Here is a 21,175-nt window from a genome sequence, read left to right as displayed (position 1 = left end):
AGAACACGAGTGGCGCGGAGAAAGAGCAGCAGCCCGGTACCAACCATGAAAAAGGAAGTGATGGTGTGAAAGGTTCGCGCAGGCTCGGCAGCGCACTCGTACTCGGTGGCGGCGTGGCCGGACTGCTCGCCGCGGCCGCCCTCGTCGAGTACGTGGACACCATCACCGTCGTGGAACGGGACCGGCTGCCCGACGGGCCCGAGGTGCGCAAGGGCGTGCCTCAGGGCCGTCACCTCCACGGTCTGCAGTCCAGCGGTGTCCAGGCCATCGACACCCTCCTCCCGGGCACCATGGAGAGCCTTTTCGCGGCCGGTGCCCACCGGGTGGTCATGCCGACGCAGGCGCTGTTCTACGGCCCGCACGGCTGGATGCGCCAGTATCCGGGCGAACACTTCACGGTCGGAGCCAGCAGACCTCTGGCCGAGCACATCGTGCGCCGTGCCCTGCTGTCCCATCCGCATGTGCGGATCCTGGAAGGCGCCGAGGCCACCGGACTGATCGGCGACGCGCGGCGGGTGTCCGGGGCCCATATCCGCCACCGCGGCACCGGGGAGCGCGAGAGCGTCGACGCGGACCTGGTCATCGACGCCACCGGCCGCGGCTCCAAGGCGCCGCAGTGGCTCACCGAACTGGGCCTGCCCGAAGTGCCCGCCACGGTGGTCGACGCGGGGCTGGCCTATGCGAGCCGTGTCATCCGTCCTCCCGACGAGGCCACCGGGCGCAGGTTCCCCCTGATCGCCCTGCAGGGCGACCCGCGAAGCGGTGGCCCGGCCCGGATCGGGGGCATGATGCTCGTCGAGGACGGGACGTGGATGGTGACCCTGGCGGGCACCAGGGGCGCCCACCCGCCCCTGGATGAGGAAGGCTTCCTCCGCTACGCCCAGGCCCTGCGCCACCCGCTCATGAGCGAACTCATCTCCCAGGGCACGCCCATGAGCCGGATCTCGGGTTTCCAGAACACCGCCAACCACCGCCGCCACTACGACAGGTTGCGGACCCGCCCCACCGGCTTCCTGGTGTTCGGCGACGCGGCCACCACCTTCAACCCGCTGTACGGCCAGGGTGTGACCGCGGCGGCGCTGAGCGCGGTCACCCTGCGCGAAGAGCTCGTACGGGGCCCGCTCGACGAGGAGGGCTACGGCCGGACCCAGGAAGCGGTCATCCGCGCCACGGACATCGCGTGGGCGATGGCCTCCAACGAGGACCTGCGCTATCCGGGGGCGAAGGGGCCCGCGCCGTCCGTGCGGCGGAAGGTGCTGAAGCGCTGCTCGGACCGGCTGCGCATCACCGCCGCCTGTGATCCGGTCGCCTCCCAGGCACTGTTCAAGGCGCTCACCCTCACCACCCCGCCCCGGGAGGTGTTCAACGCCCGCACCCTCAGGGCGCTGCTGCGAGGCCCCCGCCATCCCGCGCAGTACGACCTTCCCCCCGAGCACACGGGACTCCCCGCACCCGCGACGGACGCGACGCACCCGGACGCGACGCACCCGGACGATCCGCACACGAAGAAGACGTACACGGACGAGACGTACGACGGAAGGACCCCGATGGTGGAGAGCGAGACCGAGAAGAAGGCCGTGGTCGCCGCGCTGGAGCGGCTGGGCGCGGCCTGGTCGGAGCTGGACGCGCGGGCGCTGGGGGATGTGTTCACCCCGGACGCGACCATGATCGCTTTCGGGTATCTGCGCAAGGGCCGGGAAGAGATCGCAACCCGTATGGGGGAGGCGTTCCAGGGCCCGTACAAGGGCAGTCGGATCGTAGGTGACGTCCTGGAGGTGCGGCTCCTGGGCGACAGCGCGGCGGTGGCGGTCGTCCGCGGGGCCGTGCTGACGGCCGGGGAGACGGAGGTGACCGCGGAGAACGCGATCCGCTCCACCTGGGCGCTGGTCAAACAGGACGGTGAGTGGCGCGTCGCCGCGTACCACAACAGCCCCGCCAAGGAGGACATGCCCGTGTGAGCTGCCAGACTGGGCCCATGAGGTCCCGTACGGGAAGTGGCGAAGCCATCGTGGTGGGGGCCGGCCCGAATGGGCTGGCCGCCGCCGTCACCCTGGCCCTCAGCGGCTTCCGGGTCACCGTGCTCGAAGCGGCGGACACCATCGGCGGCGGCACCCGTAGCGGTGAACTCGGCGTGCCCGGTGTGGTGTTCGACCACTGCTCCTCGGCGCATGTGGTGGGCGCCGGCTCACCGTTCCTGCGCTCGCTGGACCTGAGTCCGTACGGGCTGGAGTGGCTGTGGCCCGAGGTGGACCTCGCGCATCCGCTGGATTCCGGTGGCGCGGGCGCGCTGTACCGGTCGGTCGGGAGGACGGCGGACGGGCTCGGCGCGGACGGCCACGCCTGGCGGCGGCTGTTCGGGCCGCTGGCGGCGGACGCGGAGGTGCTCGCCGACGCGGTCATGCGCCCCCTGGCGCGGGTGCCCCGCCATCCGCTCCGGCTCGCCCGCTTCGGCCGCCACGCCCTGCAGCCCGCGACGCTGGTGGCCAAGCGGTTCCGCACCGAGGAGGCGCGCGGTGTCTTCGGCGGGGTGGCGGCACACCTGTTCGGCCCGTTGACCCAGCCGGTCGGGGCCGCCATCGGGCTCATGATCATCGCGATGGGGCACCGGTTCGGGTGGCCGGCGGCCAAGGGTGGCTCACGCGCGATCACCGACGCACTGGCCGCGCTGCTCACCGAGGCGGGCGGGCGCATCGAGACCGGTGTGCGGGTCCGCTCCCTCGACGAACTGCCCCCGGCCGCCGCCGTCATGCTCGACCTGGTCCCGGCCGCCGCGGCGGAGGTGATCGGCGACCGGTTGCCGGCGCGGGTCCGGCGGGCCTACGCACGTTTCCGCCATGGCCCCGGGGCGTTCAAGCTGGACCTCGCCGTCGAGGGCGGGATCCCGTGGCGCGCCGGGCACTGCCGCCGGGCGGGCACCGTGCATCTGGGCGGGAGTTTCGAGGAGATCGCCCATGTTGAGCGTGAGGTGCACCGGGGCCGGATGCCCGAGCGGCCCTTCATACTGGTTTCGCAGCAGTACCTTGCCGACCCCGGCCGCTCGTCCGGTGGCGTCCACCCCGTCTCCGCCTACGCGCATGTGCCGCACGGTTACGAGGGAGACGCCACGTCGGCCATGCTGCGGCAGTTCGAGCGCTTCGCACCCGGAACACGGGAGCGGATCGTCTCCATGACGGCCATGTCGACCGCGGAACTGGAGCGGTACAACGCCAATTACGTCGGGGGAGACATCATCTCCGGTGCAAACACCCCGCTCCAGCTGGTGACGCGTCCCCGGATGGTCCCCGATCCGTACCGTACGGGCGTGCCGGGGGTCTTCCTCTGCTCCGCGGCCACCCCACCGGGCGCCGGTGCCCACGGCATGAGCGGCCACAACGCCGCCCGCTCAGCGCTGCGCGCGCTGGGGCGCCCGACCCGTGGGGATCAGACGCCCTCCACGGAGCCCTGACGGTGCCTCGGCTGGAAGCGGTGCCCCGGCTGGAACAGGCCGAGCTTCCTCGGCGAGCACGATGCGCCCAGCTGCCGGTGGGCACTGCGTCGGCGCCGAGGCGCGTTGTCAGGCCGCTGACAGGGCCTGTGCCGGGGGCAGTCGGGAGGCGCGGATCGACGGGTAGACGCCGGCCGTGATGCCGATCAGAACCGTGCTGCCCGTGCCCAGGGCGAGGGCGGGGAGGGGGATCGCGGGGGACCAGCCCTGGTAGGTGGCGTAGCCGAGGGTCGCGAGGACGCCGATGACCGTACCCGCGACCCCGCCGAGCGCGCTGAGCACCACGGACTCGGTGAGGAACCGCGCCCGGATCTGGCCCCGCCCGGCCCCCGGCGCCCGGCGCAGGCCGATTTCGGTGCGGCGCTCCAGCACCGAGGTGTACATGGTGTTGGCCACGCCGATGCCGCCGATGAGCAGCGCCACTCCGGCCAGGCCCAGGAACGGCGCCGAGAACGTCGTCTCGGTGACGCGTTTCGCCAGCAGGGCGTCGGACGGGCGGCTGACCTGGACCAGACCGGGGATTTCGGGATACAGCGTGGCGGGCAGGACCGCGCTGACGTCCTCGATGGCGTCCTCCCTCGCCTTCACGTAGATCACCGTGGGGTGCCCGTCGAAGCCCAGCTCGCTCTTGGCGGCCTGCCAGCCGACGAGCACCGAACGCTCCCGGCTAAGAAATGCTCCGGAACTCCCGCCGGTTCCGCCACGACTACCTCGGAATGCCTGTCCGCTTCCTGACGACCCCGCCGGGGAAGTCGACCATCGAACCGAGCCGGAATCCCGGGAACTCGACCGTGATGTGGTCCGACTACTTGTTGTGCCGGCACCGGGCCGGTGGTGATCACAGGGGAGGAAGTCCTTCATGGCAGGTGTGAACCGTAGCCGTCGCACGGTGCTTCAGGCAGCCGCGGCAAGTGGACTGGGGGCGGGGATGGTGACGAGTGTCGGGGCGTCGACGGCCCGGGCGGTGGCCCCGGAGGCCGGTGGCCCGGCGAGCCACCGCGCCGATGCGGGCCCGTTGCGGGTGGCGGTGCTGCTGTACGACAGGTTCACCGCGCTCGATGCGGTCGGGCCGTACGAGGTGCTCTGCCGGGTGCCGCGGGTGACGGTGACCACGGTGGCCGAGAAGGCCGGGCTCATCCGTACCGACACCGGCGAACTGGCCCTGGAGGCCGAGCGTTCCCTCGACAGTGTGGACCGGGCCGATGTGCTGCTGGTGCCGGGAGGCGGCGGCACCAAGGAGACGATGGAGAACACCGTCGTGCTGGACTGGATACGCCACATCCACCGGCGGTCGGTGTGGACCACCTCGGTGTGCACGGGGTCGCTGATCCTCGGCGCGGCCGGTCTGCTGCGTGGTCTGCCCGCCACCACCTTCTGGGGCAGCCGCTCCTACCTGGCGGAGGCGGGCGCCGAATACACCCCGGGGCGGTTCGTCGAAGCGGGGAAGATCATCACCGCGGCGGGGGTCTCCGCCGGTATCGACATGGGCCTGCACCTCGCCGCCCGCCTGTCGGACGAGAAGGTCGCCCAGGCGATGCAACTCGCCGTGGAGTACGACCCCGATCCGCCCTTCGACACCGGCAGTCCGGAGAAGGCGGGCCCGGAGCTCCAGCAGCTCGCTCTCCGGCTGCTCGCGGACGCCGAGAGGTAGCGGGCGGCGGCCGGGTACCGCGGCATCTCCGCGCTCGGCTGACGCCTTTCCGAGTCCGACCGATGACGCCTTTTCGAGTCCGACCGACTCCCATGTCGGGCCTGGTGATTCGCGGAAATCATCCGGGAGGTCCCTCTGCCCGGGGTCACCCCTCGTAGCGGGTGGCCAGGGTCCGTACCGTCTCGGCGATGCGGTCGCGGAGTTCCGCCGGTGCGATGACCTCGACGTCGATGCCCAGCCGCAGGAACTCTCCGTGGGCGTGGTCGATCGATTCGATGGGCACCCGGGTCTCCGTCCATCCGTCACCCGCGGGTGTGACGCCGAGGCGGCGGGCTCCCTTCGGCGTGAGCCGTACCAGAGCCTCCCCGGTGTGCAGCCGGGCTCGGAAATCGGTCAGATAGCTGTTCCAGTGCGCGGACAGGTCGAATCCGTCCGGGACGACGAACTGCCCGTCCAGGGAGTGGAGTTCGATGATCTGGTCGACCCGGTAGGTGCGGATTCCGGACGGCCCGCCGGCGACCAGGTACCAGCGGCCGGCCTTGAGCACGAGCCCGTACGGCTCCACCCGCCGCTCGATCTCCTCCGGCGCGCGCCACCGCCGGTACCGCAGGAGCACCGCCCGCCGCGCCCACACCGCGGCGGCGACCGCGGCCAGGTGCGGCGTACGGTCGGCGTCGCCGTACCAGCCGGGGGCGTCGAGCAGGAAGCGTTCCTGGATCCGCCCGGCGTGCTCGCGCAGCTCGGCCGGCAGGGCGGCCCGCAGTTTCAGTTGGGCGGTGGCGAGTGCCTCGCCGAAGCCGAGGTCGGCGGCGGTGCCGGGGAGTGCGGCGAGGAACGCGGCCTGCGCCTCGTCCGCGGTCAGTCCGGTGAGCCGGGTCCGGTAGCCGTCGACCAGCTGGTAGCCGCCCGCGTGTCCGGCGGCGCCGTACAGCGGGATACCGGCAGCGCCGAGCGCCTCGACGTCCCGGTAGACCGTACGGACGGAGACCTCCAGTTCCTCGGCCAGCTGCTGGGCCGTCATCCGGCCCCGGTTCTGGAGCAGCAGAAGCAGGGTGACCAGCCGGCTCGCGCGCATGCCGCCCAGTATCCCCTGACAGTGGATGTCAGGGGAGTGTCCCTAGCCTGCGGCGCATGGACGACACCGACTTCCCGCATGACACCGACTTCCCGCACGACTTCGACTTCCTGCACGGCTCCTGGGACGTGGCCAACCGCCGTCTCACCGCACCGCTCGGCCCGGGCCCCGCCTCCTGGGCGGAGTTCCCCGGTCACGCGGTGGTCCGGCCGCTGTTCGGGGGCGCCGGCAACATCGACGAGATCACCTTCCCCACCCTCGGCCGCCAGGGCGTGACCCTACGGCTGTTCGACCGCGAGACGGAGCGCTGGTCGATCCACTGGTCCGACAGCCGGACGGGGCGACTGGATCCCCCCGTGACCGGCGGCTTCACGGGCGACCGCGGTGACTTCCACGGTGAGGACACCTACGTCGGCCGCCCGATCCGGGTGCACTTCACCTGGAACCGGCTTGGCCCGGACGCCGCCCGCTGGGAGCAGGAGTTCTCCGCCGACGACGGCCGCACCTGGGAGCTCAACTGGACCATGGACCTCACCCGCACCGGGCGGGCCGACGCATGAGCATCGTCGAACTCCGGCAGTACACTCTGCGTCCCGGCGCCCGGGAGACGCTGATCGGGCTGTTCGAGCGCGAGTTCGTCGTCGGCCAGCATGCGGTCGGCATCACCGTCGGCGGCCGATTCCGCGACCTTGACGACCCGGACCGCTTCGTCTGGCTGCGCGCGTTCCCCGACATGGCGCACCGTCGGCGCGCGCTGGAGGCGTTCTACACCGGTCCGGTCTGGCGGAAGTACCGCGACGCGGCCAACGCCACCATGGTCGACAGCGATGATGTCCTGCTGCTGCGTGGCCCGTGCTTCGACGCGGAGCCGGGCACCCGCGAGGTGGTCGCGACGATCTGTCGGCCGTCCGACGCGGCTGCCTTCGACGCCTACGCCGCCCGACACCTGCGCTCGGGCCATGCGCTGCACCGCACCGAGCACGCCGCGAACGACTACCCCCTCCTGCCCGTCCGCACCGGGCAGGACGTCCGGGTCTGGTTCGGCCCGGCCGAGCCGCCACCCTGGCCGATCCAGCGGCTGCGGCTGGAACCCGTGACGACTTAGCCTCGCGCCGTCACGTGCGCCGAGCGGCGGCTCCATCCGACCTCTTTCGCTTCCTGGGAGTTACGGGGACGAGAGCGTTCTCCCTGGCCGGTCGGGCCCACGCGGGACGAGGACGGGCTGGAACCGTTCGATGCCGACGATCGCGCGAGACGGGCCTGGTCGTCTGTCGGTGCCGCGTCCCTCGGCCCGTGGACTGCTCCGAGCGGATGTGTCGGCCCGTCGAGTGCTATGTCGAGGTGGGCGGGTGCGGGGAGCGGAGTACGAGCAGGGTGATCTCGCTGGGGGCGAAGACGCGGAATGGCGGGCCCCAGAAGCCGGTACCGCGGCTGGTGTAGAGGAGGGTGCGGGGGCCGTGGTGGCTGAGGCCGGCGAGGGCGGGCTGGTCGATGCGGACGAGGTGGTGGAAGGGCCAGATCTGGCCGCCGTGGGTGTGGCCGGAGAGTTGGAGGTCGATGCCGGCGGCCGCTGCCCGGTCGATGAACTTGGGCTGGTGTGCCAGGAGCAGGACGGGCAGATCGGGGTCGGCGCCGTTCAGGGCTCCGGCGAGGTGGGCACGGTGGCCTGCCAGGCCGGAGGACTCGGCGGTGACGTCATCGACTCCGGCGACCACGAGGGTGTCGCCTCCGCGTTCGAGCAGCAGATGACGGTTGCGCAGCGGCTCCCAGCCCAGCTCGTCCATCAGGTCGACCCAGCCCTGGGCCTCGCTGTAGTACTCGTGGTTGCCGGTGACGTAGACCCGGGCCCGGGTGGCCCGCACGGTGCCGAGCGGGGTGGCCTGGGCGCGGCGGCGTTCGGCCGTGCCGTCCGCGATGTCGCCGGTGTGGCAGACCAGGTCGGCCTCCAGAGTGTTCACCGTCTCGCATACCCGCGCCGACCAGCGGGTGCGATCGAGCGGGCCGTAGTGGGTGTCGGTGATGAGGGCGACGCGGATGCCGTCCAACCCGGGCCCCAGCCGGGGGAGTTGTACGTCGAGTCGGCGCACGCGTGGTACGCGGCGGGCCTCGGCGTATCCCCAGCCGAGCAGTACCGCGGTTGTGCCGAGCACGGCCCAGGTGACGATTCGGGCCCGGTCCTGGCTCTCGCCGACGCCGGCCACGGTCAGGGCGAGCCGCAAGAGGACGCCGAGCAGAACGGACCAGGTGAACAGAGTCCAGATGGTGCCCAGCAGGGTGTCGCCGATGATCGCCGCCCGGTCCTGCTGGCGCCGTCCGTGGCCGCGCATCATCGCGAGCGGCATGCCGATGAGGCCGAGGGCGAACAGGGCGGTGCCGACCAGCGTGGCGGGCAGCGGCCAGTGCTGGCCGGTGTGCAGGAGCACCCAGCAGGGCACGGCCCACAGCAGGACGGGGGCGATCAGGGGGAGGTAGCGCATCAGGCGGCGCGGTCGGCTCTGCCGCGGCGCTTGCGCTTCACCACCTTCGGCGGGCCGGGTGTTGCTGGTGTCGGTCACGCTTCCCCTCCCTGACCAAGCTGCCCCCTCACGCACTGTATCCCGTCGCCTCGGGCCGGCCGACCGGCGTTCATGGGCGGGACAGGCTCAGATGCACACCACGATCTTTCCCCGTGTGTGTCCGCGCTCGGCGTATGCGTGCGCTTCCGCGATCCGTTCGAGCGGGCAGGTCCGCTCGATGCGCGGTGTGCAGCGGCCTTGTCGGCCGAGTTCGCCCGCAAGGGCGTGTTCAGACTCGCGGCCCAGAGCGAACGCACGAGCTCGGCGAGGGCCCGTCACACCACCATCATGAGCAGCATCGCGGACATGGTTCCGCCCATACCGATATGAGCGGCCAGTGCGGCGTCCGGCGCCGTGCCGAGCCTGCGTCGGCGTCCGTGGCTTCCCCGCTCCACCGTACGGGCCTTGTCCCATACCGAGACGGTCAGCGATACCACGAAGACCACCACCGTGTCCGGCATGGCGAGCAGCCAACGTCCCCATGTGCGGCCCCGGCCGCCGTCGCGGGCGGCGGTGGGGTGCTTCCCGTTGGTCCCCCGGAGCCGGGCCCAGACGGACGCGCCAATCGACAACAGGAAGTACACCGCGAGCGCCGCGGCCACGTAACGCCAGAAGGAGCCCGAGGACGACGCGGCGGTGGCATCGGCCGCGGTGGTCATGCCCGGCGTGTTCCTCCCGTGCATCCCTCCCATGCCCTGTATGCCCTCCATCCCGTCCATCCCGTCCATGCCTTGTGCCGAGTCCATCCCGGGCATGTTCTCCATGCCCGGCATCCCGGCCATGGATGAGCCGCCGAGCGCGAGTACCGGCCCGGAGGACGTGCTCGTCATGGCGAGGGTCATGATCACCATGCCTGCGCTGCCGACGATGAGGTGTACCCATTGGCGGCCGTGGCTCCAGCCGCTCGCACGCGTGTGCTTGGCGGCCATCACCACACCGCCGAGTGCCAGGAGGGCGAATGCCATGGCCCACCCCATGCCGTGATCGGCGTACCAGGCCGCTGTCGCGGGCAGGGCCATGGCGGTCATGCACACACCCATGAATACCTCGCCTCCGGCCGCGAAGCGGGTGTCTCCCCTGGTAGTCATCATGCGGATCAGGCTGACGGCGGCCACCAGCGCGGCGACCGCCGCTACGGACCAGCTCAGAGTCTCCATCGTTGCCTTCCCTCGTCGTCTGGGTGTGGCCTCGGTGCGTCGTGCGGTATCGGCTACTGAGCCCCTGAGTACGTAGGAGATTAGGAGAGCGTTCAGTTTTACCCCCACCGGGTATATTGGCGGAGTCGCCCACCGAGAGCAGGGACGGGAGCCATGACCACAGCAGGGGCCGGACGGGACCGTGCCCGTGGTGGCACCGGACGCTGGGCGTGGAGCGCGGTCGTCGTGCTGTTCGCCGCGTTCGCCGTGCTCCTCCACCACGAGACGAACGCGGCCGTCTCGCCCTCGGTGCGTGTCTCCGACATGCGCGGGATGGCGCATATGGTCCATGCGCCCTCGGCGGCGATGTCGGGCAATGGGGGGATGTCGGCGCACAGGGGTGGGCATGACGGCACCGCACGGGCTTCCGCCCCGGCCGCGCACGGTGACGATGGGCCCTGTTCCGGCATGGGCGTGCAGCACTGCTCGGCTGCCGGCGTCGACGTCGTAAAACACCTGCCGCCGAGCGGGCCCTGGGTCGGCCGCGAGGGCGATGTGCACGCCATCCCGGCCGGTCGTCCTGTTCCCGGCACCGTGAGCCGGGCGCCGCCCGACCTTTCGATGCTCTCTCGATTGCTTCTGTAGGCCGCCCCCCCACGGCATCTTCGCGTCCGCGTATGCGATCAGCCGTGCCCGCGTGCGACCGAACACAAGGCATATCGAGAAGAGGAACACCGTCATCGTGAACAGCATCAACCGCCGCTCTGTCCTGCTGGCCGGGCTCGGCGCCGCGGGCACGGGCGCGCTCGCCGCCTGCGGCGGCTCCAGTGGCGACGCTGACAACACCCCCGCCCTGGTCAAGCCGTCCGACCCGGCCGTGGCCGCCGCGGAGAAGAAGCGCACCAGTACCGGCAAGGTGCACAAGCTGACCCTGACCGCCGCGCCCGCCATGGTGGAGCTCGGCGGTGGCGTCATGGCCAGGAGCTGGGTCTTCGGCGGGCGGGCCCCCGGCAAGGAGCTGCGGGTGTCGGCCGGTGACACCGTGGCCGCCGAACTCTCCAATCAGCTGCCGAACAAGACGGCCACGTCCATCCATTGGCACGGTCTCGCCCTGCGCAATGACATGGACGGCGTTCCCCCGGCCACGCAGACCGCGGTACGGGCCGGATCCACCTTCACCTACCGTTTCATCGCCGACACCCCCGGCACCTACTTCTTCCACCCGCACGTCGGGGTCCAGCTCGACCGCGGGCTGTACGCGCCGCTGATCGTCGAGGATCCGAAGGAGCCACTGTCCTACGACGACGAGTGGGTGGTCGTCCTGGACGACTGGGTCGACGGTGTCACCGGCACACCCGACGAGGTCTTCGCCGAGCTGCGGCAGGGCATGGGCGGGATGGACATGGGCGGCCACGACATGAGTGGTATGGGCGGCATGGACATGAGCGGAGACGAGGGAGGGGCGAGCGCCTCACCGTCTTCTTCCGGCGACGGCATGTCGATGAAGTTCATGCTGATGGGCGCCGACAGCGAACTGCTCGGCGGTGACGCGGGCGACGTGAAGTACGCGTACCACCTGATCAACGGCCGCGTCCCGGCCGACCCGGATGCCTACACCGGCAAGCCCGGCAGGCGGATCCGGCTACGGATCATCAACGCCGGTGGCGACACCGCCTACCGCGTCGCGCTCGGCGGCCACAGCATGACCATCACCCACACCGACGGCTTCCCCGTCGAGCACCAGCGGACCGATGCCCTGCTGATCGGCATGGGCGAGCGCTACGACGTGCTGGTCACCCTCGCGGATGGCGTCTTCCCGCTCGTGGCACTCGCCGAGGGGAAGAACGCCACCGGCCTGGCCCTGGTCCGCACCGGCTCCGGCCGGGCTCCGAAAGCCACCGTCCGCCCGAAGGAACTGGACGGCACGATCGTGACCGCCTCGAAGCTCCGCGCGGCGGACGACGTCGGGTTGTCTCCCAAGAAGGCGGACCGGGCGCTCCGCATGGAGCTGACCGGCGGCATGACGAAGTACAACTGGGCCATCAACGGCAAGGCGTTCGACATGAGCGATCCGACGGCCGCCCCGCTCATGGTCGAGGAAGGGCAACGGGTCCGGCTGGACTTCGTCAACCGCACGAGCATGTGGCACCCGATGCATCTGCACGGCCACACCTACCAACTCGGCAGCTCCGGGCCCCGCAAGGACACCGCGATCGTGCTGCCGAAGAAGAAGCTGACCGTGGTCTTCGACGCCGACAACCCCGGCCAGTGGATGCTGCACTGTCACAACGCCTACCACGGCGAGGCCGGGATGATGGCGCTGGTGGCCTATCGAGCCTGATGGCACCAGGGCTCCCGGCACCTGGTGGGCTCCACCAGATGACGGGAGCCTCGGGCCCTCACCGTGCTCCGATATACCCCCCCGGGGGTTATTATCGCCGTGGGTCTCGGGAGTGAGTCCTGGGCGCGCTGAGAGGTGAGCGAGATGCGGCACGATGGACGTTTGCGACACCCTGGTCCAGTCCTACTCGCTGTCGAAATCGTTCGTCACGCTCGCCGCCCTGGCCGCGGTCAGGGCGGGTGCGCTGGCACTGGACGAGCCGATCGCCGGGTATTGGAGCGCGTACGGGGCCCGGGGCAAGGATCGGGCCATTCTCCGCCATGTGCTCACGCACCGGGCGGGCCAGCCGCGTTTCGCTCCCGAAGCGGCGGGCTTCGACCTGCTGGATGACGGCGGGCTGCGGGAGAGTCTGGCGCGAGCGGCGCCGGAGTACCTTCCCGGGACCTCGCTCGGGGAACACGCGTTGACCTACGGTCACTTGGTCGACGGCATCCTGCGGGCGAGCGCAGGGGCGACGCTGGGGGAGGTGTTCAACGGTGTGGTACGCCCCGCGTTGGGGCTCGACGCGTGGTTCGGAGTGCCGGATGAGGCCCTGGACCGTGTCGCCGACTTGGCATACGCGGACCCGAACTGGCCACGGCAGTTCCACGCCGCACCGTGGCTGCGGACCCCGGTCGGAGTGCCGACCATTCCCGGGCCGCCGAAATCGCCGCGGCGCTGGGTGACGACCTGACCGTGGTGGGCGAAGACTCGGGTGCCTGAGCCCCGCCCGGTGCGCCCGCTGACCGATCAGGGGTCATGTCTCGCCGCGCGGCGTCCGTGAGACTGTGAAGTCTCGCTCGCGCATTATGCGGTGTTCTCCTGGGCGGCGGTCTCGGCTTTGCGTGCGACACCGATGACGCACGGGGAGCTGGGTGTGGTGCGGCCGTTGATGAGGAAGTCGAAGTGCCGTGCGCGTTCGATTCTGAATCCGGCAGTGGTGATGGCTGGTTCGGGGCTCCGGGTGAGATTGCAGCCGCCGCCCAGCAGTGGCCACACCACGTTGGTGATCCGCTGCCGCCTTGCCAGGCCGGGGCGTGTCGATCGGATGTGCTCGTAGAAGTACAGCAGCCCGCCCGGTCGTAGTACACGGGCGGCTTCCCCGAGCGCGGCGGGGACGTCGGCGATCGTGCACAGGACGAGCGAGGCCACGACTCCGTCGGCGGAAGCGTCGGGGACGGGCAGCGCCTCGGCCCGGCCTGCGCGGATCTCCACCGGCACGGGGGACCCGGCCGACGACCGCTTTGCGAGTTCACGCAGGCGTGGCTCGGGTTCGACGGCGATGACCTGCTCGACCTCCGGCGGGTAGTGCGGGAAGTTGGCGCCGGTTCCCGCGCCGATCTCCACGATCCGGCCGGTGGTCTCGGCGAGCAGCTCACGCCGGTGTTCCAGGGCGCCGTGGGCCTCGGCGAAGGCGTTGATCCTCGGGTAGATGCGAGCGAAGAGCGCATGGCGTATCGGCTTCTCGCGGTCCGTCGCGGCGGCCATCTATGACTCCTCTCGGCGGGCGGGATCCGAGCCTACTACCGATGCGTAGTAGTTACTATGCGGTCGTAGTAGGTAAGGGGTCCTGACCGGCGAAGCTCAGTGACCTCCTCCCAAACAGGCCAACGGAGCCGTCGGCATCAGCCAGGCGGAGCCGGCGATCGCCCACATGTAGAGCGCGGCCCCGGCGGCCGTGACAGCCACCTGCCGGTGGTCCGGACGTACGGGCGGCGGTACCGCGCCCTCGAGCTGCGTGATCCTGACGGCGAGCAACGTGCGGCCTCCCATCGCGGCGGCGGGGGCGGTGTTCGCCCATCGGGGAGTGTCGCCGGCCTTCAGCAGTGCCCCGGCCACGGCGCTGACGCCGCACTGAGCCATCGCGCAGCGGTCCGCCGCCAGTTCACGGTCGGCGGCGACCACCGTTCGCAGATGACGCAGGAGCGGAAGCGCGATGTGCCGTGCCGCCAGGAAATCGGCCACGAGCGTTCTGAGCGGATCGCGCCCACGGACGTGCTCGGCCTCATGAGCCAGGACCGCACGCAATTCCCCAGGAGTCGCCGACTTCATGAGCCCGCTGCTGACCGTCACTCGGGGGCGCAGTAGTCCGTGGGTGAACGCGAAGCTACCGGCACTGTCGATCACATCTACCCGGGCGGTCAGGCCCGCCTGCTGGGCGGTGGTGTGTATGGCCGTATCGGCGACAGCCGTGGCGCGGACCTGGCGGTCCATGGCCCGAGTCGCGCCGAGTCCGAGCCACAGCCGCCGGGCGGACCGTATCCCTCCAGCCATAGAGAGGGTGAGCAGCGTGACGCCGGCCCACGCGGCGCCGGACCGAGGGTCGGCACCGATCCCGTGATGGGTGAACTGCCAGGCCAGAGCCGTGACCAAACAGCAGCCAAGGAAGGCCACCGCCGCGTGAATCGTCACGGACACCGTTACGAGGGTCCAGAAGGCCCGCTTGCCGGTCACGGCGACTGCTCCAAGAGCCGCCGAAGACGGTCCCGTAGCTGCGGATCCAGTGACGCCTCGGCGGCGAAATGCGCGACCGCGGCATCCCCGTGCGCCCGCAGCACCTCCCGTACGGCGATCGCGGCCTCATCCGCGACGGCGGCCGTGTACGCGTAGCCACGCCCCTGGATGGCCCGATCGAGCAAGCGCTTCTCCGCGAGGCGAGTCATCACCGTCATCACCGTGGTGTAGGCCAGCGGCCGCTCCCGGCCCTCGTTGAGTCTGTCGAGCACGGCGCGGACCGTCACTGGCGCTTGGACCTCCCAGCACACCCGCATGACCGCGCTCTCCAGTGCCCCCAGGGTCACTGCGATCTCACCTCCGTAAAACATCGCCCACTACGCCAGGGTAGGAGGTTCGGCGTGCGACGGTCCGCCCCATTCCGCGTGCTGCGCGGGAACTTGGCGCGAAGTCTCAGGTCCTTCTCGAGTGCTTCCGCTTCAGCGCTAGTGTCACGGCATGGTTACGGCCTGGTCTCCCTCCGTTATGACGTGGTGCCGTCCGTCGCGGCGGCCGCTGCGTGTGCTGTGGGTGGCGGCGCTCCTGCTCGGGTTCGTGTACGCGCATGGCGTGAGCGCGGAAGGCGTAGCCGGGCATCTCGCATTTGGTGCGGTAGATCAGGGTGCGACCGTGAGCCAGGGCGACACCGGGACAGCGTCCGCCGCCGCTGAGAAGATGTCCGGCGGCGGGGTCGAGTCACGGAACGATCCCCACAACGGCAACCATGACTCCTCTCACCCGGCGCATGAGTGTCTGGTGGGTCAGCCGCAGTACGGTTCCGTATGGGTGGCCCCTTGCCCGGCGATGCTCGGCCGGGCGTCGGCTCCTCCGGCCGTGCCATCGGGGATGACCGGCCCGGTCCGGTTGGCTTCGGCGGGATGTCCGTTGACGGACTCCGCTGCCCGCGTGGTTCTGCGGATTTAGGCGCACCCCGTACCGTCGGCCGGTCGGCGTATGCCCGCCATATGCCCGGCCCGGCTCGGTGTTGCCGGTTCGCGGTGCCCCTGATCTCCCGGATCCGCTGGTCCAAACGCTGGTTCGGGGACATTCGGGGCGCTGAACCCTGTCCTGCCGGTCTCTGCCCACCGCCCATCCCCGCTCCGCACCGGGGGCGGTGGCCCACGCGGAGGAACTGTTGCCGTTACATCGCCACGTCCGCCCTGGCCTCTTACCGGGGACTCTTGGGTATCGCTGCCTCATCGCCGTTGCGTTGTGCGGGTTGCTGCTGGCCGTTCTGGACTGTGCCGGTCCACACAAGGAGTCAGGCCACCGGAGCGCTCCGGTGCCGATCGCGTCCGGGGGGTCCGCGCAGGCGGCATCGCCCGTGAACGCGGACACCGAGGCAGTACCCAGCGCGGAGTCCTGCGCTCCACGCGGCCTTGCCGGTCTCTCCGTGCCGAGGCCACCGGCGCCCTCGCGTGAGCCGGTACCGACTGTCGGCGTAGCTCCGGCATCCGCCATGGCGGCCATCCGCGCCGTGGTGCACCACGGGCGAGAGAGAAGCAGCCGAGCACTGGCCGGGAGTTCCAGGCTGTCCGTCGTCTGCCGGTGGCGCATTTAGGCCGTCCCGACGAGGAGGTGGCTCAGTGAAGTCGCTGTTCACACAGGTGCGTTCCTACGAGCGCAGTGTCCAGCTGTTGATGGTGAACCAGTTCACCATCAACCTGGGTTTCTACATGCTCATGCCCTACCTGGCCGCCCACCTGTCCGGCACTCTGGGGCTGGCCGGCTGGCTCGTCGGACTCATTCTGGGAGTGCGCAACTTCAGCCAGCAGGGCATGTTCCTGGTCGGTGGCACGCTGGCGGACCGGCTGGGCTACAAGCCGCTGATCATCGCCGGATGCGTGCTGCGCACCGTCGGATTCGCCGCTCTGGGCCTCGTGGACTCCCTGCCCGCGCTACTGGCGGCCTCGGCGGCCACGGGGCTGGCCGGTGCCCTGTTCAACCCCGCGGTACGGGCGTACCTCGCAGCGGACGCGGGAGAGCGCCGGGTGGAGGCGTTCGCCCTGTTCAACATCTTCTACCAGGCGGGAATCCTGCTCGGCCCGCTGGTGGGCATGGTGCTGACCGGCATCGGCTTCCGCGTCACCTGCCTGGTCGCGGCAGCGGTCTTCGCCGTGCTCAGCGTCGTACAGATCCGCGCGCTGCCGCCCCGGAGGGGCGACAACACCGAGGAGGGCCAGGACACAGGGCGCGAGAGCGTGTTGTCGCAGTGGCGAGAGGTGGTGGCCAACCGGCCCTTCCTGCTCTTCTCGGCCGCCATGATCGGCTCGTATGTCCTGTCGTTCCAGGTCTATCTGGCCCTGCCGCTCGAAGTGCGCCGCCTCGGTGGCGAGGGTGAGTCCGGGACGGTGGCGGTGGCATTGCTGTTCGCCGTCTCGGGACTGAGCACCATCCTCGGACAGACGAAGGTCACCGCCTGGTGCAAGGCCCGGATGGAGCCGGGGCGGGCGCTGGCCTGGGGGCTGCTCTCGATGGGGGTGGCGTTCGTACCACTGCTGCTCGCGACCGCGGCTCCAGTACCGGGCGGCGGCGTGGGCCGCTGGCTGCTCGCGGCCGTCCCGCCCGCGCTCTCGGCATTGCTGCTCGCGCTGGGGACGATGATCGCCTACCCGTTCGAGATGGACACCATCGTCCGGCTCTCGGGGAACCGGCTCGTGGCCACCCACTACGGGCTGTACAACACCATCTGCGGCGTCGGCATCACCCTGGGCAACCTGCTCACCGGAGCGGCGCTGGACGCCGCCCGGGCGGCGGGGATGTCCGCGCTGCCGTGGCTCGCGCTGCTGGCACTGGGCCTGGCCTGTGCCGTGGCTCTGTACGGGTTGCACCGCACCGGCCGCCTCACGGCCGTGCAGGCGCCTGAGGCACAGCCCGCGTCCGCCTGACGGACCATATGCGGGAACGGAGCGGCGGACGGGGATCAGTCCCGTTCGCCGCTCCTCACCCGCGTCCGAGTGCCACGTCGCGTAGACCCGCGCGCTCTCCGCCACTCTCGTAGGACGCGACCTCGGCCGGGATACCGACCACCATGCCCGCGATCCGGTCCAGCACACCGGACAGCCGCAAGGTACGCAGCTCGTTCCAGATCCGCATCCGCGAGACCGGCCGCTGCACCTCCTCCCAGGCCCGAGTAGGACTGACCATGCTCGAACTGCTTGAACCGGCCCACGACCGCACCAGCTCTCAGACGGCTCGTGTGCCAGAGCGAGTCAACGCCGAGTGTCCGGGGCTCACATGCTGGCGGAGGCCGGCCGAGTGGCAAGCGGCCGGGCTCTGTGATGAGCTTCGGCAGGTGCTGCTGGACCGGTTTCGGCGGCGGACCGTCTGGGCTTCTCCCGTGCCACGGTCGATTCGTCGTACGTGCAGGCCAAGCGGGGGCCGCCCCCGCCGCAAGCCCCGCGCTGTACGCCGACCGCCGTTACGGTCACGACATCAACCGCCGGCGGCTCCGCGGGCGGCGCGTCGCACCCGTCAGTTCAGGCTCTTGAGCACCGGGACATCGCAGGGCACCGTCTCGTGCAGCGTGCCCCGCAGTCGGAGCTTCGAACGGTGGGACAGGCTCAGATGCGGACCACGATCTTTCCCCGTGTGTGTCCGCGCTCGGCGTATGCGTGCGCTTCCGCGATCCGTTCGAGCGGGTAGGTCCGCTCGACGCGCGGTGTGTAGCGGCCTTGCCGGCCGAGTTCGCCCGCTTCGGCGAGGAGGGTGGAGTCGTTCTCCGCGTTGGCCAGACGTGCGCCCAGGCGCTGCGCGTTGGTGTGGTCGGCGATCGTCGACACACGAGCAGGGTCGCCCACGATCGCGATGAGATCGGCCAGGGACCCGGAGGCCGCGGTGTCGAGCGCGATGTCGACACCGTCCGGAGCCAGGGTGGCGAGGCGCTCCGCGAGGCCGGTGCCGTAGGTGGTGGGAACGGCTCCGAGAGAGGTGAGGAACTCGTGATTGCGCTCGCTGGCCGTCCCGATCACGGTGGCGCCCTGAGCCACCGCGATCTCGACCGCGGCACTGCCCACGCCCCCGGCGGCGCCCTCGACGAGCAGGGTGCGCCCCCGCAGGGGGCCGAGCGCCTTCAGCCCGCCCATCGCGGTCACGGATGCCAGACCGGCACCGGCGGCCTCCTCGTCGGTCCACGTGGTGGGCGCGTGGGCCCAGGCCGAGAGCACGGCCAGCTCCGCTGTCGCGCCGGTGACGCCGCCCAGCCCGAAGACACGGTCGCCGATGCTCACCCCCCGCACGCCCTCACCGGTCTCGTCGACCACGCCGACGGCATCACGCCCGGGAATCGCGGGCAGGTCCACGGGGAGCACCTCGCGCACCGCACCGGAACGCACCTTCCAGTCGACGGGATTGACGCCGGCCGCCGCGACGCGGACGCGGATCTCGCCGGGCCCGGGATGCGGGTCCGGCACCTGCTCGACCACAAGGGTCTCCACGCCGCCGTACTCGTGATAGCGGACTGCGCGCATGACGTTCTGCCTTTCCACGCGGCCTGAACCGGCCGTTCGTGAGATCAGTGGGGTGAATGTCCGGCGAGTGCCGACGCCACCACGCTAGAACCTCACGTTGGCGTCAGGTGCAAGTCGGGCGAGCGCCTCCACGAGGTGCCCGTCGACCTCCCCACCGCCGACATCCAGCTCCACTGGCACCGCCGCGTCGACGTAGACCCTGCCTCGCAATGGCCCCGCGCCCGCTTGAACGGCGCCATCCAGCCACTCACCACCACACCGGGCACCTTGACGGGCTGAGAAGGGCGTGTTTCGACTCGCGGCCCAGATCGCGCGCCGACAGGGCGCCTGACGGGCATTTTCCCTGGTCAGACGCCCTGTCGCGGTGCTCAGAAGAAGCCGAGCTTCTTCGGCGAGTACGACACGAGCAGGTTTTTCGTCTGCTGGTAGTGGTCCAGCATCATCTTGTGGGTCTCGCGGCCGATCCCGGACTGCTTGTAGCCGCCGAAGGCGGCGTGCGCCGGGTAGGCGTGGTAGCAGTTGGTCCACACCCGGCCCGCCTGGATGGCGCGCCCGGCGCGGTACGCGGTCGAGCCGTCCCGGGTCCACACTCCCGCGCCCAGCCCGTAGAGGGTGTCGTTGGCGATCCCGATCGCGTCGTCGAAGTCGCCGAACCGCGTCACCGCGACCACCGGTCCGAAGATCTCCTCCTGGAAGACCCGCATCCGGTTGTTGCCCTCGAAGATCGTGGGCTCGACGTAGTAGCCGCCCTCCAGTTCACCGCCGAGTTCGGCGCGGCTGCCGCCGGTGAGGACGCGGGCGCCCTCCTGGCGGCCGATGTCCAGGTACGACAGGATCTTCTCGAGCTGGTCGTTGGACGCCTGGGCGCCGATCATGGTGTCGGTGTCCAGCGGATGTCCTTGCGTGATCTTCTCCGTGCGGGCCACGGCCGCGTCCATGAACGCCTGGTAGTGGCCGCCCTGGACCAGGGCGCGCGAGGGACAGGTGCACACCTCGCCCTGGTTGAGGGCGAACATGGTGAACCCTTCCAGGGCCTTGTCCATGAAGTCGTCGTCGGTGGCCGAGACATCGTCGAAGAAGATGTTCGGGCTCTTGCCGCCGAGTTCCAGGGTGACCGGGATCAGGTTCTCGCTCGCGTACTGCATGATCAGGCGGCCGGTGGTGGTCTCCCCGGTGAAGGCGACCTTGGCCACCCGGGAGTTGGACGCCAGCGGCTTCCCGGCCTCCACGCCGAAGCCGTTGACGATGTTGACCACACCCGGTGGCAGCAGATCGGCCACCAGGTTCATCCAGACGTGGATCGAGGCGGGGGTCTGTTCGGCCGGTTTCAGCACCACCGCGTTCCCCGCGGCCAGCGCCGGGGCCAGCTTCCAGGTGGCCATCAGGATCGGGAAGTTCCACGGGATGATCTGGGCGACCACGCCCAGCGGCTCATGGAAGTGGTACGCGATCGTGTCGTGGTCGATCTCGGAGAGGCTGCCCTCCTGGGCCCGGATGGCCCCCGCGAAGTAGCGGAAGTGGTCGATGGCGAGCGGGATGTCGGCGGCCAGTGTCTCCCGTACCGGCTTGCCGTTCTCCCAGCTCTCGGCGACCGCGAGGGCCTCCAGGTTCTGCTCCATCCGATCGGCGATCTTCAGCAGCACCGAGGCGCGCTCGGCGGGCGCCGTACGGCCCCAGGCGGGGGCGGCCGCGTGGGCGGCGTCCAGGGCTCGCTCGACGTCCTCGGCGGTGCCCCGGGCGATCTCGGTGAAGGCCTGTCCGTTGACGGGGGTGGGGTTCTCGAAGTAGCGGCCCTGGGCCGGTGGTACGTACTCCCCGCCGATCCAGTGGTCATAGCGCGGCTGGTACGTGACGACCGAGCCCTCGGAGCCGGGGCTTGCGAAACGCGTCATGGGGCGGCCTCCCTGGTGTACGCGTGGTGGGTCCCGTTGC

At 70.6% G+C, this 21,175-nt stretch carries 18 protein-coding genes and 3 pseudogenes; 10 read left to right on the top strand and 11 right to left on the bottom strand.

Translation table 11 applies throughout. The features are described from left to right. Window positions 1-65: 65 nt before the first annotated feature. Window positions 66-1,958, top strand: coding sequence for an SgcJ/EcaC family oxidoreductase (locus LIV37_RS09775; protein ID WP_020866947.1), 1,893 nt, complete (start codon window positions 66-68; stop codon window positions 1,956-1,958). 17 nt (window positions 1,959-1,975) lie between these two features. Then, window positions 1,976-3,445 (top strand): phytoene desaturase family protein, encoded by a 1,470-nt coding sequence (locus LIV37_RS09770; RefSeq protein ID WP_020866946.1) that lies wholly within the window; start codon window positions 1,976-1,978, stop codon window positions 3,443-3,445. Window positions 3,446-3,553: 108 nt separating this feature from the next. On the opposite strand, the pseudogene LIV37_RS09765 reads toward LIV37_RS09770, so the two are convergent. Then, a pseudogene (locus tag LIV37_RS09765) lies at window positions 3,554-4,147 on the bottom strand (ABC transporter permease); the annotation flags it as partial. A gap of 196 nt (window positions 4,148-4,343) precedes the next feature. Here LIV37_RS09765 and LIV37_RS09760 point away from each other — a divergent pair. Next, the gene (locus tag LIV37_RS09760; RefSeq protein WP_121825650.1) at window positions 4,344-5,135 is read left to right on the top strand and encodes a DJ-1/PfpI family protein; all 792 of its coding nucleotides are present in this window, start codon (window positions 4,344-4,346) and stop codon (window positions 5,133-5,135) included. A 145-nt stretch (window positions 5,136-5,280) separates the two neighbouring features. Here LIV37_RS09760 and LIV37_RS09755 read toward each other — a convergent pair whose 3' ends face one another. Next, entirely contained in the window at window positions 5,281-6,210 is a 930-nt protein-coding gene (locus LIV37_RS09755) for a helix-turn-helix transcriptional regulator (RefSeq protein WP_020866943.1), read from the bottom strand. Between the two features lie 56 nt (window positions 6,211-6,266). Here LIV37_RS09755 and LIV37_RS09750 point away from each other — a divergent pair, with 56 nt between their 5' ends. Both LIV37_RS09750 and LIV37_RS09745 read left to right on the top strand, forming a co-directional pair. Continuing rightward, window positions 6,267-6,770 carry a hypothetical protein gene (locus LIV37_RS09750; protein ID WP_020866942.1) on the top strand — a complete coding sequence of 168 codons (504 nt, stop codon included), beginning with the start codon at window positions 6,267-6,269 and terminating at the stop codon, window positions 6,768-6,770. Continuing rightward, window positions 6,767-7,315, top strand: a complete 549-nt coding sequence (locus LIV37_RS09745; RefSeq protein WP_020866941.1) for an NIPSNAP family protein — start codon at window positions 6,767-6,769, stop codon at window positions 7,313-7,315. Before LIV37_RS09750 ends, LIV37_RS09745 begins: the two co-directional genes overlap by 4 nt. 226 nt (window positions 7,316-7,541) lie before the next feature. Here LIV37_RS09745 and LIV37_RS09740 read toward each other — a convergent pair whose 3' ends face one another. The 3 genes and pseudogenes from LIV37_RS09740 to LIV37_RS09730 form a co-directional block, all read right to left on the bottom strand. Then, window positions 7,542-8,765 carry a metallophosphoesterase gene (locus LIV37_RS09740; protein ID WP_020866940.1) on the bottom strand — a complete coding sequence of 408 codons (1,224 nt, stop codon included), beginning with the start codon at window positions 8,763-8,765 and terminating at the stop codon, window positions 7,542-7,544. Window positions 8,766-8,852: 87 nt separating this feature from the next. Next, window positions 8,853-8,984 (bottom strand): annotated as a pseudogene (locus tag LIV37_RS09735) (zinc-binding dehydrogenase); the annotation flags it as partial. Window positions 8,985-9,040: 56 nt separating this feature from the next. Further along, window positions 9,041-9,922, bottom strand: a complete 882-nt coding sequence (locus LIV37_RS09730) for a hypothetical protein (protein ID WP_020866939.1) — start codon at window positions 9,920-9,922, stop codon at window positions 9,041-9,043. A gap of 153 nt (window positions 9,923-10,075) precedes the next feature. Between LIV37_RS09730 and LIV37_RS09725 the strand changes: the two genes are divergently transcribed. From LIV37_RS09725 to LIV37_RS09715, 3 genes are all read left to right on the top strand, one after another. After that, the gene (locus LIV37_RS09725; RefSeq protein WP_148717861.1) at window positions 10,076-10,546 is read left to right on the top strand and encodes a hypothetical protein; all 471 of its coding nucleotides are present in this window, start codon (window positions 10,076-10,078) and stop codon (window positions 10,544-10,546) included. A gap of 97 nt (window positions 10,547-10,643) precedes the next feature. Beyond that, window positions 10,644-12,242 (top strand): multicopper oxidase family protein, encoded by a 1,599-nt coding sequence (locus LIV37_RS09720; protein WP_020866937.1) that lies wholly within the window; start codon window positions 10,644-10,646, stop codon window positions 12,240-12,242. Between the two features lie 154 nt (window positions 12,243-12,396). Further along, entirely contained in the window at window positions 12,397-12,975 is a 579-nt protein-coding gene (locus LIV37_RS09715; RefSeq protein WP_020866936.1) for a serine hydrolase domain-containing protein, read from the top strand. 113 nt (window positions 12,976-13,088) lie between these two features. Here LIV37_RS09715 and LIV37_RS09710 read toward each other — a convergent pair whose 3' ends face one another. The 3 genes from LIV37_RS09710 to LIV37_RS09700 all read right to left on the bottom strand — a co-directional run bounded on the left by LIV37_RS09710 (window position 13,089) and on the right by LIV37_RS09700 (window position 15,082). Next, on the bottom strand, window positions 13,089-13,769 hold the full coding sequence (locus LIV37_RS09710) for a class I SAM-dependent methyltransferase (protein WP_020866935.1): 681 nt from the start codon (window positions 13,767-13,769) through the stop codon (window positions 13,089-13,091). A 96-nt stretch (window positions 13,770-13,865) separates the two neighbouring features. After that, complete coding sequence (locus tag LIV37_RS09705) at window positions 13,866-14,699, bottom strand: M56 family metallopeptidase (RefSeq protein ID WP_148717862.1); 834 nt, start codon at window positions 14,697-14,699, stop codon at window positions 13,866-13,868. A gap of 32 nt (window positions 14,700-14,731) precedes the next feature. After that, complete coding sequence (locus LIV37_RS09700) at window positions 14,732-15,082, bottom strand: BlaI/MecI/CopY family transcriptional regulator (protein WP_020866933.1); 351 nt, start codon at window positions 15,080-15,082, stop codon at window positions 14,732-14,734. Between the two features lie 1,278 nt (window positions 15,083-16,360). On the opposite strand from LIV37_RS09700, the gene LIV37_RS09695 reads away from it, so the two are divergent. Further along, window positions 16,361-17,662, top strand: a complete 1,302-nt coding sequence (locus tag LIV37_RS09695; protein WP_020866932.1) for an MFS transporter — start codon at window positions 16,361-16,363, stop codon at window positions 17,660-17,662. A gap of 55 nt (window positions 17,663-17,717) precedes the next feature. Here LIV37_RS09695 and LIV37_RS09690 read toward each other — a convergent pair whose 3' ends face one another. Continuing rightward, window positions 17,718-17,921 (bottom strand): hypothetical protein, encoded by a 204-nt coding sequence (locus LIV37_RS09690; RefSeq protein WP_243146370.1) that lies wholly within the window; start codon window positions 17,919-17,921, stop codon window positions 17,718-17,720. 82 nt (window positions 17,922-18,003) lie between these two features. Between LIV37_RS09690 and LIV37_RS09685 the strand changes: the two are divergent. Continuing rightward, window positions 18,004-18,162, top strand: a pseudogene (locus LIV37_RS09685) (IS5/IS1182 family transposase); the annotation flags it as partial. Between the two features lie 175 nt (window positions 18,163-18,337). Here LIV37_RS09685 and LIV37_RS09680 read toward each other — a convergent pair. Together LIV37_RS09680 and adh are read right to left on the bottom strand one after the other, a co-directional pair. After that, a complete protein-coding gene (locus LIV37_RS09680; protein WP_020866930.1) occupies window positions 18,338-19,243 on the bottom strand; it encodes an NADP-dependent oxidoreductase in 906 nt (301 codons plus the stop codon). Between the two features lie 368 nt (window positions 19,244-19,611). Continuing rightward, the gene (gene adh / locus LIV37_RS09675) at window positions 19,612-21,135 is read right to left on the bottom strand and encodes an aldehyde dehydrogenase (protein ID WP_020866929.1); all 1,524 of its coding nucleotides are present in this window, start codon (window positions 21,133-21,135) and stop codon (window positions 19,612-19,614) included. Window positions 21,136-21,175 lie beyond the last annotated feature (40 nt).

It is taken from the genome of Streptomyces rapamycinicus NRRL 5491 (assembly GCF_024298965.1).
Classification (GTDB): Bacteria; Actinomycetota; Actinomycetes; order Streptomycetales; family Streptomycetaceae; genus Streptomyces; species Streptomyces rapamycinicus.
The sequence above is the reverse complement of the archived record's forward strand: the minus strand, read 5'-3'. Positions and strand labels throughout refer to the sequence as shown.

What these genes read in the sequence shown, in the direction of transcription:
- LIV37_RS09770 (WP_020866946.1), top strand. Translation starts at nt 1,976, where the DNA reads ATGAGGTCCCGTACGGGAAGTGGCGAAGCCATCGTGGTGGGGGCCGGC.
- LIV37_RS09760 (WP_121825650.1), top strand. Translation starts at nt 4,344, where the DNA reads ATGGCAGGTGTGAACCGTAGCCGTCGCACGGTGCTTCAGGCAGCCGCG.
- LIV37_RS09755 (WP_020866943.1), bottom strand. Translation starts at nt 6,210, where the DNA reads ATGCGCGCGAGCCGGCTGGTCACCCTGCTTCTGCTGCTCCAGAACCGG.
- LIV37_RS09750 (WP_020866942.1), top strand. Translation starts at nt 6,267, where the DNA reads ATGGACGACACCGACTTCCCGCATGACACCGACTTCCCGCACGACTTC.
- LIV37_RS09745 (WP_020866941.1), top strand. Translation starts at nt 6,767, where the DNA reads ATGAGCATCGTCGAACTCCGGCAGTACACTCTGCGTCCCGGCGCCCGG.
- LIV37_RS09730 (WP_020866939.1), bottom strand. Translation starts at nt 9,922, where the DNA reads ATGGAGACTCTGAGCTGGTCCGTAGCGGCGGTCGCCGCGCTGGTGGCC.
- LIV37_RS09725 (WP_148717861.1), top strand. Translation starts at nt 10,076, where the DNA reads ATGACCACAGCAGGGGCCGGACGGGACCGTGCCCGTGGTGGCACCGGA.
- LIV37_RS09715 (WP_020866936.1), top strand. Translation starts at nt 12,397, where the DNA reads ATGGACGTTTGCGACACCCTGGTCCAGTCCTACTCGCTGTCGAAATCG.
- LIV37_RS09710 (WP_020866935.1), bottom strand. Translation starts at nt 13,769, where the DNA reads ATGGCCGCCGCGACGGACCGCGAGAAGCCGATACGCCATGCGCTCTTC.
- LIV37_RS09690 (WP_243146370.1), bottom strand. Translation starts at nt 17,921, where the DNA reads ATGGTCAGTCCTACTCGGGCCTGGGAGGAGGTGCAGCGGCCGGTCTCG.
- LIV37_RS09680 (WP_020866930.1), bottom strand. Translation starts at nt 19,243, where the DNA reads ATGCGCGCAGTCCGCTATCACGAGTACGGCGGCGTGGAGACCCTTGTG.
- adh (WP_020866929.1), bottom strand. Translation starts at nt 21,135, where the DNA reads ATGACGCGTTTCGCAAGCCCCGGCTCCGAGGGCTCGGTCGTCACGTAC.